Source organism: Pseudolysinimonas yzui (assembly GCF_014653215.1).
Lineage (GTDB): Bacteria > Actinomycetota > Actinomycetes > Actinomycetales > Microbacteriaceae > Pseudolysinimonas_A > Pseudolysinimonas_A yzui.
Window position 1 is genome coordinate 1 of record NZ_BNAI01000007.1, and the last position, 16,954, is coordinate 16,954.

Here is a 16,954-nt window from a genome sequence, read left to right on the forward strand (position 1 = left end):
CCACAGCCGAAGCATTGCGCTGCCTCAAACGACGCCTCGCCCGCATCGTCTACAACCACCTGACCACCGACCAAGCCTCCGCGACCGCCCCCCTCGCGGCCGCAGCTTGACATAGGAGAAACGCATGGCCATCACGCTTCCGTCACCGCTCGTCTCCGCACAGTGGCTCGCCGACCACCTCGGTGCCGACGACCTCGTCGTCGTCGACGCCTCGGTCGTCTCGTTCACGCAGCCGAACGGCAAGCCGGGTTCGCTCAGTGGCCACGAGCAGTACATCGCCGAAGGTCACATCCCCGGTGCGGTCTTCGCCGACCTGATCGAGGAGTTCTCCGACCAGGACGGCCGCTATCCGTTCACGCGGCCGACCGCCGAGCGTTTCGCCGCCGCCGCCGGCGCGCTCGGAATCGGCGCACACACGACCGTGGTCGTCTACGACACCGTGCTCGGCCAGTGGGCGGCTCGGTTCTGGTGGCTGCTGCGTGCCTTCGGGCACGATGCCGCCGCCGTGCTCGACGGCGGGCTGACCGCCTGGCGAGCCGACGACCGCCCGGTCGAGCGTGGACACGTCTCGCCCACGCCGCGGCCGTTCGTGGGCGTCGAACGCCCCGACGTGTGGGTGGACAAGGCCTATGTCGAACGTGTCGTCCGGGGCGAGGAGGAGGCCGCGCTGGTCTGCTCGATCCCGCCGAAGGAGTTCACCGGCGAGGTGGCCTCCCGGGCGCGCCCCGGTGTCATCCCCGGATCCCGCTCGCTCCCCGCGGTGCGACTCGTCGACCGGGAGTCGCGCACCGCACTCCCCGACGCCGAACTGCACGGCCTGTTCGCGCCGATCCTCGAGGCCCCGCGCATCATCACCTACTGCAACGGCGGCATCGCGGCTGCCGCCGCCGCGCTGCAGCTGGTGCGGCTCGGCGAGACCCACGTCGCGATCTACGACGGATCGCTCAACGAGTGGGCAGCCGATCCCGACGCGCCACTGGTGACCGCCGCGAGCGGCGCCCTCGTCTAGCTGATCTCGTTGAGAAGGCCGTTGTCGACGACGGGCGCTTCGATGCCTTCGCCGGTGCTGACGACGTTCTCGTTGCCGTTGACGACGACGGTGCCGATCGTGGTGTCGACGACGACGGTGTTCTGCTCACCGCGGATCGACAGGTCGTCGATGCTGATCGCCGAGATGTCGGCGCGCTGACCCTCGAGTTCGACACTGCCGAGCGTCTCGCCGACGATGTCGGCGCCGTCACCGCGGATGATGAGCATCTCGATCGACGTGAACGAGAGGTCGATGCCGCCGCCCTCGAGGGTGACGGTGCCGCACACGCCGACGACGTAGTTGCCGGGGCGGTCGATGAGCACGTCGTCGCAGTCGAACTCCTCGGCGGGCTCGGGCGGCGCCGCGGATTTGGTCGGCTCGGGGGTGGCGTCGGTCGCGGTCGGCGAAGGCGCCGCGGTTCCTCCGTCGACGAGGAAGGCGCTCGTGCATCCCGCGAGCAGCACGGCGGAGAGCGCGAGGCCGAGCAATGCGATCGGGGCGGGAAGCGAGCGCGTCATACCCCGAGCCTATCCGCGAGGGCGGCCGCGTCGGTGAGCGGAAGGTCGCAGACGAAGTGCTCGCAGAGGTACGCGGTGTCGCGACCCTCCCGACTCACGCGGGCCGCGAACAGCTCGAAGCCGTCCGCGGCGAAGGCGGCGGCCTGTTCGTCGGTGACGAGGGCGAGGATGCGATCCGGCCCGCCCCAGCCCCGGGCGAGCGCCGCGAGGGGCGAGTCCCCCGGCCCGACGACGACCAGTTGAGCGACGGCGCGACCCAGACGCACGGCCACCCCGAGGGCGCCGCCGAACGACAGCGGCTGCCCGGATGCGTGCGTCAGCGCGGGCGCGATCGCCCGTTCCGCGATGCGCCGGTGGCGGTCGTCGCCGCCGAGCGCCGCGAGCAGCAGCGCCGCATCGGCGAGCAGGGCGCGACCCGACGGCGTCGCCCCGTCGGCGATCTCGGGAGGCAGACTGAGCCCGCGCGCCGCCAGCACCGGATCGGGGCCCGAGGGCGCGGCGACGTCATCGCCCTGGTCGCACGCCTCGACGAGGTCGCGGGCGATCACGGCGTAGCGCGGCTCACCGGTGGCGAGGGCCAGCCGCGCCAACCCCCCGGCGAGCCCGCCGTAGTCCTCGAGAGTCGCCACGGCATCCGATGGCCGCCCGTCGAGCGACGCCCGGCGCAACGGCGCGGCGGATCCGTGCACGGCGAGCACCGCATCCGCCGCCTCACGTGCCGCGGCGATCCAGTCGTCGCGCGCGAAGCGCACCCCGGCGTCGGCGAGCGCGCCGATGGCGAGGCCGTTGAGCCCGGTCAGCACCTTGCCGTCGAGCGGAGGCGGCGGCTGGGTCGCCCGAGCCGCGGCGTCGAGCGCGTAGTAGCCGCCTTCGTTGCGCACCCCGTCGAGCTCGCTCTCGCTGTCCTGCCCGGACGCGAAGCCGCCCGACACCCGCAACCGGTCGAGCAGGAAGCCGGCGATTCCGCTCGCCGTCGCCGCGTCGCCGATCGCCGCGTAGCAGGCGAGCAACTGGGCGTTGTCGGTCAGCATCCGCTCGTAGTGCGGCTCCGACCAGTCGCGCTGCACGGCGTAGCGGAAGAACCCGCCTTCGACCGCATCTCGCAGCGGGGAGGCCGCCATGCGCGACAGGGTGCGCTCGGCGAGCGCGCGGGCCGGTTCCCCGCCCTGCTCGAGCAGGAAGGCGAGCACCGGTGTCGTCGGGAACTTCGGGGCGGTGCCGAATCCGCCGAACTCCCGGTCTTCGGCCGCTGCAAGATCGGCGACGGCCGCCTCGAGTGCCTCGGCCGACAACCCCGACTTCTCGGCGACGGGACGATCCGCCGTCAGCGCGGCGACGAGCGTCGACGCGGTCTGTTCGACGTCGTCGCGACGCTGCGTCCAGGCGTCGGTGATCGCGTCGAGCACCTCCCGGAAGGCCGGCACCCCCGGCACGGGACGCGGCGGAAAGTAGGTGCCCGCGTAGAACGCCGCGCCGGCGGGAGTGGTGAACACCGTGAGCGGCCAGCCGAGCGACGGGGTGAACGCACTCGCCGCGGCGAGGTAGGCGGCGTCGACATCCGGATGCTCCTCCCGGTCGACCTTGATGGCCACGAACCCGGCGGCGAGCTGGGCGGCGACCTCGGGGTCGCTGAAACTCTCGCGCGCCATCACGTGGCACCAGTGGCAGGTGGCGTAGCCGATCGAGATGAGCACCGGCACGTCGCGTCGCGCCGCCTCGGCGAACGCCTGCTCACTCCACGGCCACCAGTCGACGGGGTTGCCGGCGTGCGAGCGCAGGTAGGGGCTCGTCGAGTCAGCGAGCCGGCTCCCCGTCATAGGCTCACCCTATGCCGGGCTCTTCCGCATCTCCCGTGACGGTCACCTACGTCGGCGGGCCGACCGTGCTGCTCGAGTACGCGGGACTGACCATCCTCACCGACCCCACGTTCGACGCCCCTCAGGAGTACGAGCGACCCGGGTCGACGACGCTCGTGAAGACACACGGTCCCGCGCTCGACGTGGCCGCACTCCCGCCGGTGCATCTCATCCTGCTCAGCCACCACGACCACCGCGACAACCTCGATGAGGCCGGCCTCGCGCTCGTGCGCTCCGGCATCCCGACCCTGACGACGCCGCTCGCCGCGACCGAGCTCGGCCTTCCGCACGTGCGCGGGCTGGAGCCGTGGGAGGCGACCGCTCGACGCGGCTTCTCGGTGACAGCAGTGCCGGCCTCGCACGGCCCCGGCGACGCGGCGGGCCCCGTGACCGGGTTCGTGCTCGAGGCCCCGGGTGCCCCCACCGTCTATGTGAGCGGCGACAACTCGGAACTGGACGTCGTCGACGAGATCGCCGCCCGCTTCGCGCCGATCGACGTCGCCGTGCTGTTCGCCGGTGCCGCCCGGGTGCCGCGGATCGACGCCGCCCTGACGCTCACCTCGGTCGACGCCGTCGCGGCGACGCGGATGCTCGGCGCCCGCGCCGTCGTCGGCGTGCACACCGAAGACTGGCGTCACTTCAGCGAGAGCCGCGCCGACCTCGAGGCCGCGTTCGCCGCCGCCGGGATCGCCGACCTCCTGGTCGCCACCCCCCGCGGCGTCCGCGCCTCGGTGGCCGAGGAGCCGCGCAGCGACGTGTCGGGACTCTAGAAGGTCGCCATCTCGGGATCCGCCCCCACGCGGTTGCCCGCATCGAGGGCGTCGATCGCGGCCATCTCGGCGGCGGTGAGCTCGAACCCGAAGACGTCGAAGTTCTGCCGGATGCGCTCCGCCGAGTTCGACTTCGGGAAGACGATGATGCCGCTCTGCAGGTGCCAGCGGATGACCACCTGCGCGGGGGTGACCCCGTGCGCGGCCGCGATCTGCTGAAGCGCCGGCATGCCGAGCAGGTCGTACTTGCCCTGACCGAGCGGACCCCAGGCTTCGATCGCCATGCCGTGCTCGGCACCCCAGGCCCGCAGCTCGCGCTGCTGGAAGGTCGGGTGCAACTCGATCTGGTCGACCGCCGGCACCGTCGACGACCCGGCGAGGATCTTCTCGAGGTGCGGCACGTGGAAGTTCGAGACGCCGATGCTCGTCGCCTTGCCGGCATCGCGGATCTGCTCCATCGCGAGCCAGGTCTCGAGGTACTTGTCGAGGTCGGGGCGGGGCCAGTGGATGAGGTAGAGGTTGACGCTGTCGAGCTGCAGCTTCTCGAGGCTCAGGTCGATCGCGTCGAAAGCCGACTGGGTGCCCTGGTCGGAGTTCCACAGCTTGGTGGTGATGAACAGCTCGTCGCGCGGGATGCCCGACTTCTGAATCGCCCGACCGACCCCGATCTCGTTGCCGTAGACCGCGGCGGTGTCGATGTGCCGGTACCCGGCTTCGAGGGCATCCGAGACGATCCGCTCGGTCTCGTCGGGGTCGACCTTGAACACTCCGAACCCGAGCTGAGGGATGGTGTGGCCGTCGTTGAGCGTGAGTGTGGGAACCGTCATCGTTCCAGCCTAAGACGCTTGACCTGAACGCGATGGACCGCTAACGTACAACCAAATGGTTGTAGATACTGAGCTCAGTGACCTCGAGGTCGACCGCATCTTCCACGCCCTCGCCGACGCGACGCGGCGTGACATCCTGCGACGCACCCTCACCGGCGACGCTTCGGTGAGCGAACTCGCGGCGGCGTACACGATGTCGTTCGCCGCCGTGCAGAAGCACGTCGCCGTACTTGAGGGAGCAGCACTCGTGACCAAGGAGGCCCGCGGCCGAGCGCGCATCGTGCGTGCCGACCCTGAACGCATCGCGAAGGCGCGCGAGCTGCTCGACGCCTACGCCCACCTGTGGCGCGGACGCATCGACCGTCTCGATGCACTCCTCGCCGCCGACGACTGACCGAACCGAAGAGAAGGAGAGCACCATGCCCGTGACATCCGTCACCACCGACCCCGAAGCGCTCACGATGACCCTCGTCGCCGACTTCCCGGTGCCTGTCGAGCGCCTCTGGAACGCCTTCGCCGACCCGCGCAAGCTGGAACGCTTCTGGGGCCCTCCCGGATACCCCGCGACGTTCGGCACCTACGAGCTGCGCCCCGGCGGTATCGCGCACTACTGGATGACCAGCCCCGAGGGTGAGAGCTTCTACGGCCGCTGGGACTTCGCCGAGGTCGAGGAGCCGCACCGCATCGTCGCGCTCGACTCGTTCGCCGATGCGCAGGGCGAGGTCGACACCTCGATGCCGACGGGGCGGATGACGCTGAACTTCGAGAGCACACCCGGCGGGTCACGATTCACCGCGGTGTCGGCGTCGCCGACCGCAGAGGCGCTCGAGCAGGTTCTCGCCATGGGACAGGTCGAGGGGATGACGCAGGCCATCGGGCAGCTCGACGCCGTCATCGCCGACCTGCGCGACTACGCCCTCGGCAAGGGGACCCAGGTCGAGGTGCTCGACGACCAGCACGTGCGCATCACGCGGGCATTCGACGCGCCGCGCCACCTCATCTGGCGCGCGCACACCGAGCCCGAGCTGATGAAGCGCTGGCTGCTCGGCCCCGACGGCTGGCGGATGTCGGTCTGCGAGGTCGACCCCACGCCGGGTGGCGCCTACCGCTACGCCTGGGAGCCTGTCGACGGCACCCCGGACCAGGGGTTCGGCTTCGACGGCGAGACTCTGGTGTTCGAGCCGGAGCGCCGCATCGTCACCACCGAGCGCATGACCGGTGCCGACTTCCCGGCGACGACGAACGACCTGTCGTTCGCCGAAGACGACGGCGTCACGCTGCTCACCCTGCTCATCACCTATGCCGACGCGGCGCAACGCGACGCCATCCTCGCCACCGGCATGACCGACGGCATGGAGACCAGCTACGCCCGGCTCGAGCGGGAGTTGCTTCCCGTCGTGTGACCCCGTCGGCGGGAGCCATAAGCTGGACAGCTCATGTCTCCCGCCGACCTCGCGATCACCTACCCGCCGGAGCTGCCCGTCAGCCAGGTGCGGGATGAGATCGCCCGTGTCATCGCGGCGAATCAGGTCGTCATCATCGCGGGTGAGACGGGCTCGGGCAAGACCACGCAGCTGCCGAAGATCTGCCTCGACCTCGGCCGCGAGCGGATCGGGCACACTCAGCCGCGGCGCATCGCGGCCCGGTCGGTCGCCGAGCGGATCGCGTCGGAACTCGGCGTCGAACTCGGCGGCGTCGTCGGCTACCAGGTGCGGTTCGACGACCGGTCGGCCCGCGACACCCGGGTGAAGCTGATGACCGACGGCGTGCTGCTGGCCGAACTGCAGCGCGACCGCGAGCTCAGGCGCTACGACACGATCATCATCGACGAGGCGCACGAGCGGTCGCTCACGATCGACTTCCTGCTCGGCTACCTCGCGCAGCTGCTGCCCCGACGTCCCGACCTCAAGGTCATCGTCACCTCGGCGACGATCGACCCGGAGTCGTTCGCCCGACACTTCGCCTCACCCGACGGCACCCCCGCCCCGATCGTCGAGGTGAGCGGTCGCACCTACCCCGTCGACATCCGCTACCGCCCGTTGGTCTCGGAACGCATGGACGACGAAGAGGGCGAACCGGTCGAAGATCTCGACTACCTGCAGGGCATCGCCGCCGCACTCGACGAACTCGCCCGCGAACCCGACGGCGACGTGCTGGTGTTCCTCTCGGGCGAGGCCGAGATCCGCGACGCCCAGGACGCGCTCGGCGGCCGGGCGCACACCGAGATCGTGCCGCTCTACGGGCGGCTGTCGTCGGCCGAGCAGCACCGGGTGTTCGACACGAAGCGTCCGCCCGGAATCCGCCGCCGGGTGGTGCTCGCCACCAACGTCGCCGAGACGAGCCTCACGGTGCCCGGCATCAAATACGTGGTGGATGCCGGTACCGCTCGCATCTCGCGGTACAGCCCGCGCGCCAAGGTGCAGCGGCTGCCGATCGAGGCGATCTCGCAGGCATCCGCCAACCAGCGCTCCGGACGCGCGGGCCGCACGAGCGACGGGATCGCGATCCGGCTCTACGCCGAAGACGACTTCGCGAAGCGGCCCGCGTTCACCGACCCCGAGATCCTGCGCACCGACCTCGCCGCGGTCATCCTGCAGATGATGACCCTCGGGCTCGGCGACATCGCCGCGTTCCCGTTCCTGCAGCCCCCGGATTCGCGGGGCGTGCGCGACGGCCTCGACCTGCTGGCGGAACTCGGCGCCGTCGCCGACGGCCGCCTCACGAACACCGGGCGGATGCTCGCGCAGCTTCCGGTGGACGTGCGGTTCGCGCGGATGCTCATCGAGGCGAAGCGACACGGGGTGGTGCGGGAGGTGGCGGCGATCGTTGCGGGGCTGAGCATCCAGGACCCCCGCGAACGGCCGCTCGAGAAGCGTGCGCAGGCCGACCAGCAGCACGCCCGCTTCGTCGACCCGACGAGCGACTTCGTCACGCTGCTCAACCTCTGGAACCATCTCGAGAAGGAGCAGCGCGAGCGCTCGAGCAGCGCGTTCCGGCGCATGTGCAAGGCCGAGTACCTCAACTATCTGCGGGTGCGCGAATGGCATGACCTCTATCGCCAAGTGGTGCGGGCTGCGAAGCCGCTGGGGCTGGTGCCGGGTTCACCGTCGACCGATGCCGACGGCATCCATCGCTCGCTGCTCGCCGGGTTGCTCAGCCGGCTCGGGATGCGCGACCGCGAGAAGAGGGACTTCCTGGGCGCGCGCGGGCAGCGGTTCCAGGTGTTCCCGGGCTCGGCGCTCGCGAAGAAGACCCCGGAGTTCGTGATGGCCGCCGAACTGGTGGAGACCAGCCGGCTGTTCGCCCGCACCGTCGCCGCGATCGACCCCGCGTGGGCCGAGAAGCTCGCGGGCGACCTGGCCAAGCGGTCGTACTCCGAGCCGCACTGGGCGAAGAAGCAGGGCTCGGCGGTCGCCTTCGAACGGGTCACGTTGTTCGGGTTGCCGATCGTCGCGCGGCGCACCGTGCAACTGGGGCGCATCGATCCGGTCGAGGCGCGCGAGCTGTTCCTGCGGCACGCGCTCATCGAGGGCGACTGGCCGTTCGTCATCCGCGGCAACGCCCTCTACGACTTCGATCACGCCAACCGCGCGCTGCGCGCCGAGCTAGCCGAGGTGGAGGAGCGCACCCGGCGTCGCGACATCCTGGCCGACGACGAAGCCGTCATCGAGTTCTACGACGCCCGCATCCCCCGCGAGATCACCGACGTGCGCGCCTTCGAACGCTGGTGGAAGGATGCCCGCGCCACCACCCCCGAGCTGCTGACGATGACCCGCGCCGACCTTCTCGACGAAGACGACGATGCGCTGGACGCCGACGCCTTCCCCGACCGCATCGGCGACTACGCGTTGCGCTACCGCTTCGAGCCCGGCGCCCCCGACGACGGCGTCACCGTCGAGATCCCCGTGGAGCGGCTCGCCACCGTCGACGGCGCCGCCTTCGAGTGGCTCGTGCCCGGTCTTCGGGAAGAGCTGATCACGGCGCTGCTGAAGGCGCTGCCGAAGGCGATCCGCAAGAACGTGGTTCCTGCCGCCGACTGGGCGCGGCGGTTGCTCCCCACCCTGAATCTCGACGAGCCGCTGCTGCCCGCGCTCGCGGCCGCGATCCGCGCCGCGACGCACACGGTTGTCGATCCGGCGGCGTTCGAGCTCGACCGGGTGCCGGCGAATCTGCGCATGACCTACGCCGCGGTCGATCGCGGGGGCAAGCGCCTCGGCGCCTCGAAGTCGCTGCCCGAACTGCGGGAGCGGTTCGCCGAGAAGACCCGCGCCACGGTGGCGAAGGTCACCGCACGCGCCACCCCGGGTCGCGACCTGGAACGCACGGGGATCACCACCTGGGATCTCGACCCCCTCCCGGCGATGGTCGAAGCCGGCGGAGTGCGCGGCTACCCGGCGCTCGTCGACGCCGGCGCGGCGGTCGCGGTGCGGGTGTTCGCGACCGAGGAGGAGGCGCTCACCGCCCACCCGCGCGGGGTGCTGCGGCTGCTCGCGTTGACGGTGCCGAACCCGGTGGGCTACGTGCGCGATCACCTCACCGGGCCGGAGAAGCTCGCCCTCGCCGCGAGCCCGTACCCGTCGACCGCGGCGCTCTGGGATGACGCGCTGCTCGCGACCCTCGCCGCGACGGCCGGTGACCGCGCCCCGCGCGACCGGGCCGCCTTCGAGGCACTCCGCCTCGAGGTCTCCGCCGGACTGGTCGACGCCCTCTTCGACACGGTCGCCCTCATCGCGAAGGTGCTCACCGCGGCGCGCGAGGTCGACCGGGCGATCGCCGCGGCATCCTCTCTCGCCTTCATGGGGCCGCTCACCGATGCCCGCGGGCAGCTGCAGGCGCTCGTGCATCCCGGGTTCGCGGGAATCGCCGGGTTGCCGCGGCTGCGCCGGATGCCGGTGTACCTCGCCGGCATCCTGCACCGGGTGGCCCGCCTCTCCGACAACCCGGGGCGCGACCGGGCGTGGCAGACCGAGGTGGAGCAGGCCGAGACCCTCTACCTCGACGCCGGGGGCACCCTTCCGCTGGCCGCCACCACGCCCGCGCGCCTCGCCGACGTGCGCTGGATGCTCGAAGAACTGCGGCTCTCGCTCTTCGCCCAGCACCTCGGTGCCGCCGGGCCGGTGTCGGTGCAGCGCATCCGCAAGGCGCTCAGCTAGGCCGGCTCGACGCGCCCTGCCTGCGGTACCAGGCGATCTTCTCGCGAAGCCGATGCTGCTGCGCGAGCAGCGCGTCGACGGAGGCTTGCACCTCGCGGGCGTGGTCCTCGAGCAGCGCGAGCCGCTCATCCATCGTCGACGCGTCGACCGCGAGTTCGCTGTAGCGCTTGAGCTGCGCGATCGGCATGCCGGTGTCACGAAGGCAGCGCACCAGCCCGAGCCAGTCGAGATCGCCCTCGGTGTAGGCCCGATGACCGCCGGCGGTGCGGCTGACCGGCGCCAGAATGCCCTCCCGCTCGTAGTACCGCAGGGTGTCGAGGCTGAATCCCGAGCGATCGGCGGCTTCGGCAGGCGAGTACGTGGTCGTCATGGATCCGATCCTGCCCTTGACCTGGAGCGAACTCCAGCTTGCAGGCTGGTCTCATGACCGCTTCACGACTGGTACTCGGGGCCATGATGTTCGGCACCACGATCGACGAGACCACCTCCTTCGCCCTCCTCGACCGATTCGTCGACGCCGGCGGCGAATGGATCGACACCGCCGACTGCTACTCCTTCTGGGCGAGCGAATCGGGCTACGGGGGCGACAGCGAAGAACTCATCGGACGCTGGCTCGCCGCCCGGCCCGGCATGCGCGACCGGGTCAAGATCTCCACCAAGTTCGGAGCCGAGCCGCGCGTCGCCGGCGAGTGGCCCGCGTCCCGCACCGGGCTCTCGCGCCCCGCCATCCGGTCGCAGTTCGAGGGCAGCCTGCGCCGGCTCGGCACCGACCATGTCGAGTTGGTGTGGGCGCACATGGAAGACCGCGCGACCCCGATCGAGGAGACAGCGGATGCCATGGCCGAGCTGGTCGCCGACGGCCGCGCCGGGCGCATCGGCACCTCCAACCATCCCGCCTGGCTCGTCGAACGCGCGCGGACCCACGCCCGCTCCCGCGGCGTCGAGCCGATCACCGCGCTACAGCACAGCCGCACCTTCCTGCAGACGCGCCCTGGCATCCGCCCCGACGGGCAGAACCACCGTTTCGGGGTCGTCGACGACGAGTTGCTCGACCTCGCCACCCCCGAAGGGCTGGAACTCTGGGCGTACACGCCCCTCCTGAGCGGCGCCTACGACAACCCGGCCAAGCCGATTCCCGAACCGTACGACCACCCCGGCACGACCCGGCGTCTCGCCGTTCTCGACGAGGTGGCGGCCGAGACCGGGCTCACGCGGGGGCAGGTCGTGCTCAGCTGGCTCGCCGGCGGCACCCCGGCGACGCGTCCCATTCTCGGCGGCAGCAAGCTCGCGCAACTCGATGCCGCGCTCGAGGCGACGGCGTTCGAACTGCCCGCGCAGCTGCGAGAGCGGCTCGACGCCGTCGAGCGGCAGTAGGTACAGATCGGCCGCCGCCCCGGTAGCGTGCTGCCATGCTGTCCGATCTCGCCATCTCGCGCGCGGCGGTGCGCCGACCGCTGCACGAGGTCGCCGCCGACATGGGCATCGCACCCCACCTGCTGGAACCCTACGGAACCGCGGCGGCGAAGATCTCGCTCGCCGCGATCGACGAGCTCAAGAGCCGGCCGCGCGCCAAGTACGTCGTTGTCACCGCCATCACCCCGACGCCGCTGGGGTCGGGCAAGACCACCACCACCGTCGGACTCGGGCAGGGCTTCGGCCAGATCGGCAAACTCGGCATCGTCGCCATCCGGCAGCCGTCGATGGGGCCGACGTTCGGCATCAAGGGCGGAGCGGCCGGGGGCGGCTACTCCCAGGTGGTGCCGATGGAGGCCCTCAACCTGCACCTGACCGGTGACATGCACGCCGTCACCGCGGCCCACAACCTGCTGTCGGCGATGATCGGCAACCACCTGCACAAGGGCAACCGGCTCGGGCTCGACCCGCACGAGATCACCTGGCGCCGCGTGCTCGACGTCAACGACCGCGAGCTGCGCAACATCGTCACCGGGCTCGGCGGGGCCGACGACGGCACCCCCCGCCAGACCGGATTCGACATCTCCGCCGCGAGCGAGGTGATGGCGCTGCTGTCGCTGTGCACGTCGCTGCGGGATCTGCGCGAGCGGATGGGCCGCATCGTCGTCGGCTCGACTCGCGACGGCGAACCGGTGACCGCCGAGATGCTCAAGGTCGCCGGGGCGATGACGGCGATGCTCACCGACGCCATCAAGCCCAACCTGATGCAGACCGTCGAGCAGACCCCGGTACTGGTGCACTGCGGCCCGTTCGGCAACATCGCCACCGGCAACTCCTCGGTCGTCGCCGACCTGATCGGCATCCACGCCGGCGACTACCTCGTCACCGAGGCGGGGTTCGGCGCCGACATCGGTGCCGAGAAGTTCTTCAACATCAAGTGCCGGGCGTCCGGGCTGACTCCGGATGCGGCCGTGCTCGTCGCGACGGTGCGTGACCTGAAGACGCATTCGGGCAAGTACCGGGTCGTCGCCGGTCGGCCGCTGCCGCCCGAGATGCTCGCCGAGAATCCGGATGACGTGCTCGCCGGGGCGGCGAACCTGCGTCGGCAGATCGCCAACGTGCGCCGCCACGGCGTGACGCCCGTCATCGCGGTGAACGCCTTCCCCACCGACCACCCCAGCGAGCACCGGGCGATCCTCGATGTCGCGGCCGAAGAGGGGGTGCGCGCCACCATCAGTCACCACTTCACCGACGGCGGCAAGGGCGCGGCCGAACTCGCCGAGGCGGTCGCGGAGGCCTGCGCCGAGCCGTCGGACTACCACCGGCTCTACCCCGACGACCTTCCGCTGGTCGACAAGATCAAGGTGATCGCTCGCGAGATGTACGGTGCCGACGGCCTCGACGTCTCACCGCTGGCGGCTCGGCAACTCGAGAAGTACGAACGGGCGGGCTACGGCTCCCTGCCGGTCTGCATCGCCAAGACGCACCTGTCGCTGTCGGCCGACCCGAGCATCAAGGGGGCGCCCACCGGGTGGCGTCTGCCGGTGCGCGAGGTGCGGGCATCGGTCGGTGCCGGGTTCATCTACCCGATCTGCGGTGACATGCGCACGATGCCGGGGCTCTCCTCCGCGCCGGCGGCGGAGATCATCGATATCGACGACGACGGACAGATCGTCGGCCTGAGCTGACCTGTGCGGCGCTAGTCCTTCTTCTTCCCCGAGGCAGAGGCGTTCGACTCGTACGAGGTGTTCGTCGACTCGAAGAAGTTCACCAACTGCAGAGTGTCGTTCGCGGCCGCCATCCACTTCGCCGGGTTGGTGACGTTGTACTCGGTGTCGAACCCGAGCTCCTCGAGGCGCCGGTCGGCCAGGTACTTCACGTACTGGTTGATGTAGTTGGCGTTGAGCCCGAGGATGCCGTGCGGCAGCAGGTCGCGGTTGTACTGCTCCTCCATCTCGACGGCGTCGAGGATCATCTGGCGGATCTCGCCGGCGAACTCCGGGGTCTGCAGGTCGGGGTTCTCGTCGAGCACCGTGAGGATGAGGTTGATGCCGAACTTCAGGTGCAGGCTCTCGTCGCGCACGATCCAGTCCATGAGCGAGCCGAAGTTGCGCAGCAGGTTCCGCTGCCGGAACGACAGCGCCACCATGAAGCCCGAGTAGAACCAGATGCCCTCGAGGATGATGTTGTAGGCGACGAGGTTGCGGATGAAGTCCTGCTTGCCGGCCGTCGTCGTGATGTCGAGGGTCTCCTCGGTCATCCGCTTGATGAACGAGACCTCGAACTCCTCCTTGCGGGCCATCGACGGCACGTCGACGTGGGAGTTGTAGGCCTCGTTGCGGTCGATCGGGAAGGTCTCGAGCACGTACTCGAACGACATGCAGTGGTTGGCCTCCTCCCACATCTGCTTCGCGAGGTAGAGGTGCGCCTCGGGAGCGTTGATGTAGGGGTAGACCCCGAACGCGAGCGCCTTGTTGACGAGCAGTTCGTTCGGGTTGAAATACGACATGAGGAACGTGATCGCGTGACGCTCTTCATCCGTCATCTTCTTGAAGTCGGCGATGTCTTCGCCCAGCTGGATCTCGTTCGGGAACCACGTGTTCGCCACAGCCTGGTCGTACAGATCCATCGCCCACTGGTAGGTCACGGGCTTCAACAGAAGCCCTTCCTTGATCCCGGTGCCCAGAATGCCCATGCGTGCGGTCCTTAGTCGTCGATCCGTCGCAATTGTGACGGATTAGGGGGTGAGTACCCCGAGGATTGGCGGATTAGTTGGTGTGACCCGAGGTCACTGGCAGCTCTCGCACTGCAGGTCGTCCATCGGGTCGACCGGTACCGAGTATTCGCCCACGCTGACGGCGGCGTAAGAGTCGAAGGGCCCGCTCACTTGAGGCCCCCGAACCCGCGACGCGCCGGAGCCGAGGTCGCCGTTGCCGCGACACCATCAACAGGGGTTTCGGACTTCTGCGTGATGTCTTCGCTCTTGTTGACCTTCACCGTCGACTGCTCGGCGGTGTGGCGCGGCTTCATGTGCAGGTAGTAGGTCGTCTTCACGCCCCGCTCCCACGCCGCGTAGTAGATGTCCATCATGTCGCCGAGGTCGCGCGTCTCGAGATACATGTTGCGGCTGATCGACTGGTCGATCCACTTCTGCGCCCGCGCCGCCACCTCGAGGAACGAGTACGGCGACAGCTGGAACGACGTCTTGTAGACCGCCTTCAGGTCATCCGGGATCGCGTCGATGCCCTGGATGTCACCCTGCGACCGCAGGATCTGCTCACGAACCGACTCCCACAGCCCGCGCTCCTGTAGCGCCTCGACGAGGTTGCGGTTCACCTCGAGGAACTTGCCGTTGCTCGTCGCGCGGCTGAAGATCTGCGAGAACTGCGGGTCGAGCCCGGGTGTGGTGCCGGCGACGAGACCGATGGATGCCGTGGGCGCGATCGCCATGAGGGTGGCGTTGCGCATGCCGCCCTTGACCTTCTCGCGCAGCGCGTCCCAGTCGAGCCGCGTGGTGCGGTTGACCTTGATCTCGACGCCGCGGTCCTTCTCGGTGAGCGCGATCGAGTCGAACGGCACGAGGCCCTGCGACCACCGCGATCCTTCGAAGTTGTTGTAGCTGCCGCGCTCGCGGGCGAGGTCGGCCGATTCGTCGATGGCCGCGTAGGAGACGTGCTCCATGATCTCGTCCATCAGGTCGTAGGCCGCCTCGGACTCGTACGAGATGCCGAGCTTCTCGACGACATCCGTGAAGCCCATGACGCCCAGGCCGATCGCGCGGTTCTGCTGGTTGGCGTGGTCGGCCTCGTTGACACTCGACTCGGTGATGTCGATGAGGTTGTCGAGCTGGCGCACGGCGCTGCGGGCGCTCGCGTCGACGAGATCCCAGTCGAAGCCCAAGCCGCCGTTCGTGTCGACCTTGAGGTGCGTCGACAGGTTGATCGAGGCCAGGTTGCAGACCGAGATGTTCTCCTCGTCCTGCGGGAGGCAGATCTCGGTGCACAGGTTCGACAGGTGGATCGTGCCCGTGTTGTTGTTGAGGGCACGGTTGTTGATCGTGTCCTTCCAGGTCAGCCACGGGTGGCTGGTGGTCTGCAGCGAGATGAGGATCGACTTGAACTGCTCGCGCGCTCCGATCTTCTTGAACATCCCGAGCTCGCCGGCCTCGGCCATCGCGATGTACTCGGCGTAGCGCTTCGAGAACGCGGCGCCGTACAGCTCGTTGAGGTCGGCGACCTCGAGCGGGTCGAACAGGTACCAGTCGTCGTCGTTCTGCACGCGCTTCATGAACTCGTCGCTGATCCAGACCGCGGTGTTGGCGGTGCGGGTGCGACGGTACGGGTCACCGGAGTTCTGCCGCAGGTCGAGGAACTCGGGGAAGTCGAGGTGCCAGTTCTCCATGTAGAAGCACAGCGCCCCGAACTTCTTGCCGCCGCGGCTGACCGCGCGCAGCACCGAGTCGATCGTGTGCATGAACGGGATGGGGCCGGTGGAGGTCGTGTTGTTCGAGCGGATCGGCGAGCCCTGCGCCCGGAGCTTGGTGACCGAGAGGCCGATGCCGCCGGTGCCCTTGGTGAGCCACATCACGTCGCGCACGCCCTTGGCGATGCTCTCGATGTCGTCCTGGATCTCCATGACGAAGCAGTTGGAGAGCTGCGGGAACGCGGTGCCGGCGTTGACGAGCGTCGAGCCGGCGGCGATGTATTCGAGCTTCGACATCTTGTCGTAGAAGCCGATCGCGACCGTGGTGGGGTCGACCTCGTTGAGCGAGAGGCCCATCGCGATGCGCATCCAGAAGAACTGGGGAACCTCGAGCGGCTCGCCGTTGCGGGCCTTGATGCCGTAGCGGTTGTTGAGGGTGACGACGCCGATGTACTTGAGCAGCTCGTCGCGGCTCGGCTCGAGGGCGGCCGCGAGACGGTCGAGGTCGAAGAGGTCGGGGAAGCGCGGGTCGAGCAGCTTCTCCTCGACGCCGCGGATGACGCTCGAGCGGAAGTACTGGGCGTGCAGCGACTTCAGCTCTGCAGCGGTCTGGTAGTCGCCGAGCACGCTCTTGTAGATCGTCTTGAGCAGGAGCCGGGCGGCGACGGTGTCGAACTGGGGGTCGTCTTTGACGTTCTGCAGGGCGACCTGGATGACCGCCTCGTCGAGCTGCTGGGTCGTGATGCCGTCGAACAGGGTGAGCTCGAGCTCCGACGCGATCTGCGTCACCCAGGTGATGTTCTCGTCAAGGCCCTGACTCGCGTGTTCGATCGCGAGGTTGATCTTGTTCGCGTCGTAGGGCTCACGCTCTCCGCTGCGCTTGACGACCGTGATGCTCACTTGTACTCCCCTAACTGGCGACCTCGTGGGTCGCGAAAAACCTTCGGATTCGACTGCGTTCCGGC

Annotated in this window: 13 protein-coding genes; 7 read left to right on the plus strand and 6 right to left on the minus strand. The window is 69.4% G+C overall.

Annotated features, from left to right (window positions below; genetic code table 11):
• The first annotated feature begins 124 nt into the window (after positions 1 to 124).
• Entirely contained in the window at positions 125 to 1,009 is an 885-nt protein-coding gene (locus IE173_RS12835; RefSeq protein WP_191283920.1) for a sulfurtransferase, read from the plus strand.
• Here IE173_RS12835 and IE173_RS12840 read toward each other — a convergent pair.
• The gene (locus IE173_RS12840; protein ID WP_191283921.1) at positions 1,006 to 1,548 is read right to left on the minus strand and encodes a hypothetical protein; all 543 of its coding nucleotides are present in this window, start codon (positions 1,546 to 1,548) and stop codon (positions 1,006 to 1,008) included. The genes IE173_RS12835 and IE173_RS12840 overlap by 4 nt on opposite strands.
• Positions 1,545 to 3,365, minus strand: coding sequence for a thioredoxin domain-containing protein (locus IE173_RS12845; RefSeq protein WP_191283922.1), 1,821 nt, complete (start codon positions 3,363 to 3,365; stop codon positions 1,545 to 1,547). The genes IE173_RS12840 and IE173_RS12845 overlap by 4 nt, the downstream gene beginning before the upstream one ends.
• 11 nt (positions 3,366 to 3,376) lie before the next feature.
• Between IE173_RS12845 and IE173_RS12850 the strand changes: the two genes are divergently transcribed.
• Complete coding sequence (locus IE173_RS12850; protein WP_191283923.1) at positions 3,377 to 4,174, plus strand: MBL fold metallo-hydrolase; 798 nt, start codon at positions 3,377 to 3,379, stop codon at positions 4,172 to 4,174.
• On the opposite strand, the gene IE173_RS12855 is transcribed toward IE173_RS12850, so the two are convergent.
• Complete coding sequence (locus IE173_RS12855) at positions 4,171 to 5,001, minus strand: aldo/keto reductase (protein WP_191283924.1); 831 nt, start codon at positions 4,999 to 5,001, stop codon at positions 4,171 to 4,173. The genes IE173_RS12850 and IE173_RS12855 overlap by 4 nt on opposite strands.
• A gap of 55 nt (positions 5,002 to 5,056) precedes the next feature.
• Here IE173_RS12855 and IE173_RS12860 point away from each other — a divergent pair, with 55 nt between their 5' ends.
• From IE173_RS12860 to hrpA, 3 genes are read left to right on the plus strand one after another with little or no spacing between them, the layout of a single operon-like run.
• Positions 5,057 to 5,395: an ArsR/SmtB family transcription factor gene (locus IE173_RS12860; protein ID WP_191283925.1), complete on the plus strand. Its 339-nt coding sequence runs from the start codon at positions 5,057 to 5,059 to the stop codon at positions 5,393 to 5,395.
• A 25-nt stretch (positions 5,396 to 5,420) separates the two neighbouring features.
• Complete coding sequence (locus IE173_RS12865) at positions 5,421 to 6,404, plus strand: SRPBCC family protein (protein WP_191283926.1); 984 nt, start codon at positions 5,421 to 5,423, stop codon at positions 6,402 to 6,404.
• A gap of 33 nt (positions 6,405 to 6,437) precedes the next feature.
• Positions 6,438 to 10,154, plus strand: coding sequence for an ATP-dependent RNA helicase HrpA (gene hrpA / locus IE173_RS12870; RefSeq protein ID WP_191283927.1), 3,717 nt, complete (start codon positions 6,438 to 6,440; stop codon positions 10,152 to 10,154).
• Here the strand turns inward: hrpA and IE173_RS12875 are convergent.
• Complete coding sequence (locus IE173_RS12875) at positions 10,147 to 10,524, minus strand: MerR family transcriptional regulator (RefSeq protein ID WP_191283928.1); 378 nt, start codon at positions 10,522 to 10,524, stop codon at positions 10,147 to 10,149. The two genes, hrpA and IE173_RS12875, sit on opposite strands and share 8 nt — an antisense overlap.
• A 53-nt stretch (positions 10,525 to 10,577) precedes the next feature.
• Between IE173_RS12875 and IE173_RS12880 the strand changes: the two genes are divergently transcribed.
• Positions 10,578 to 11,528, plus strand: a complete 951-nt coding sequence (locus tag IE173_RS12880; RefSeq protein WP_191283929.1) for an aldo/keto reductase — start codon at positions 10,578 to 10,580, stop codon at positions 11,526 to 11,528.
• Positions 11,529 to 11,563: 35 nt separating this feature from the next.
• On the plus strand, positions 11,564 to 13,255 hold the full coding sequence (locus tag IE173_RS12885; RefSeq protein WP_191283930.1) for a formate--tetrahydrofolate ligase: 1,692 nt from the start codon (positions 11,564 to 11,566) through the stop codon (positions 13,253 to 13,255).
• Positions 13,256 to 13,266: 11 nt separating this feature from the next.
• On the opposite strand, the gene IE173_RS12890 is transcribed toward IE173_RS12885, so the two are convergent.
• Both IE173_RS12890 and IE173_RS12895 read right to left on the minus strand, forming a co-directional pair.
• On the minus strand, positions 13,267 to 14,262 hold the full coding sequence (locus IE173_RS12890) for a ribonucleotide-diphosphate reductase subunit beta (protein WP_191283931.1): 996 nt from the start codon (positions 14,260 to 14,262) through the stop codon (positions 13,267 to 13,269).
• 188 nt (positions 14,263 to 14,450) lie between these two features.
• Positions 14,451 to 16,889, minus strand: coding sequence for a ribonucleoside-diphosphate reductase subunit alpha (locus IE173_RS12895; RefSeq protein ID WP_191283932.1), 2,439 nt, complete (start codon positions 16,887 to 16,889; stop codon positions 14,451 to 14,453).
• Positions 16,890 to 16,954: the final 65 nt, after the last annotated feature.

Excerpts from the sequence above, each read along its gene's own strand:
- IE173_RS12865 (WP_191283926.1), top strand. The coding sequence starts at position 5,421 with ATGCCCGTGACATCCGTCACCACCGACCCCGAAGCGCTCACGATGACC.
- IE173_RS12835 (WP_191283920.1), top strand. The coding sequence starts at position 125 with ATGGCCATCACGCTTCCGTCACCGCTCGTCTCCGCACAGTGGCTCGCC.
- IE173_RS12860 (WP_191283925.1), top strand. The coding sequence starts at position 5,057 with ATGGTTGTAGATACTGAGCTCAGTGACCTCGAGGTCGACCGCATCTTC.
- IE173_RS12890 (WP_191283931.1), bottom strand. The coding sequence starts at position 14,262 with ATGGGCATTCTGGGCACCGGGATCAAGGAAGGGCTTCTGTTGAAGCCC.
- IE173_RS12850 (WP_191283923.1), top strand. The coding sequence starts at position 3,377 with ATGCCGGGCTCTTCCGCATCTCCCGTGACGGTCACCTACGTCGGCGGG.
- IE173_RS12885 (WP_191283930.1), top strand. The coding sequence starts at position 11,564 with ATGCTGTCCGATCTCGCCATCTCGCGCGCGGCGGTGCGCCGACCGCTG.
- IE173_RS12840 (WP_191283921.1), bottom strand. The coding sequence starts at position 1,548 with ATGACGCGCTCGCTTCCCGCCCCGATCGCATTGCTCGGCCTCGCGCTC.
- IE173_RS12855 (WP_191283924.1), bottom strand. The coding sequence starts at position 5,001 with ATGACGGTTCCCACACTCACGCTCAACGACGGCCACACCATCCCTCAG.
- IE173_RS12880 (WP_191283929.1), top strand. The coding sequence starts at position 10,578 with ATGACCGCTTCACGACTGGTACTCGGGGCCATGATGTTCGGCACCACG.
- IE173_RS12845 (WP_191283922.1), bottom strand. The coding sequence starts at position 3,365 with ATGACGGGGAGCCGGCTCGCTGACTCGACGAGCCCCTACCTGCGCTCG.
- IE173_RS12875 (WP_191283928.1), bottom strand. The coding sequence starts at position 10,524 with ATGACGACCACGTACTCGCCTGCCGAAGCCGCCGATCGCTCGGGATTC.
- hrpA (WP_191283927.1), top strand. The coding sequence starts at position 6,438 with ATGTCTCCCGCCGACCTCGCGATCACCTACCCGCCGGAGCTGCCCGTC.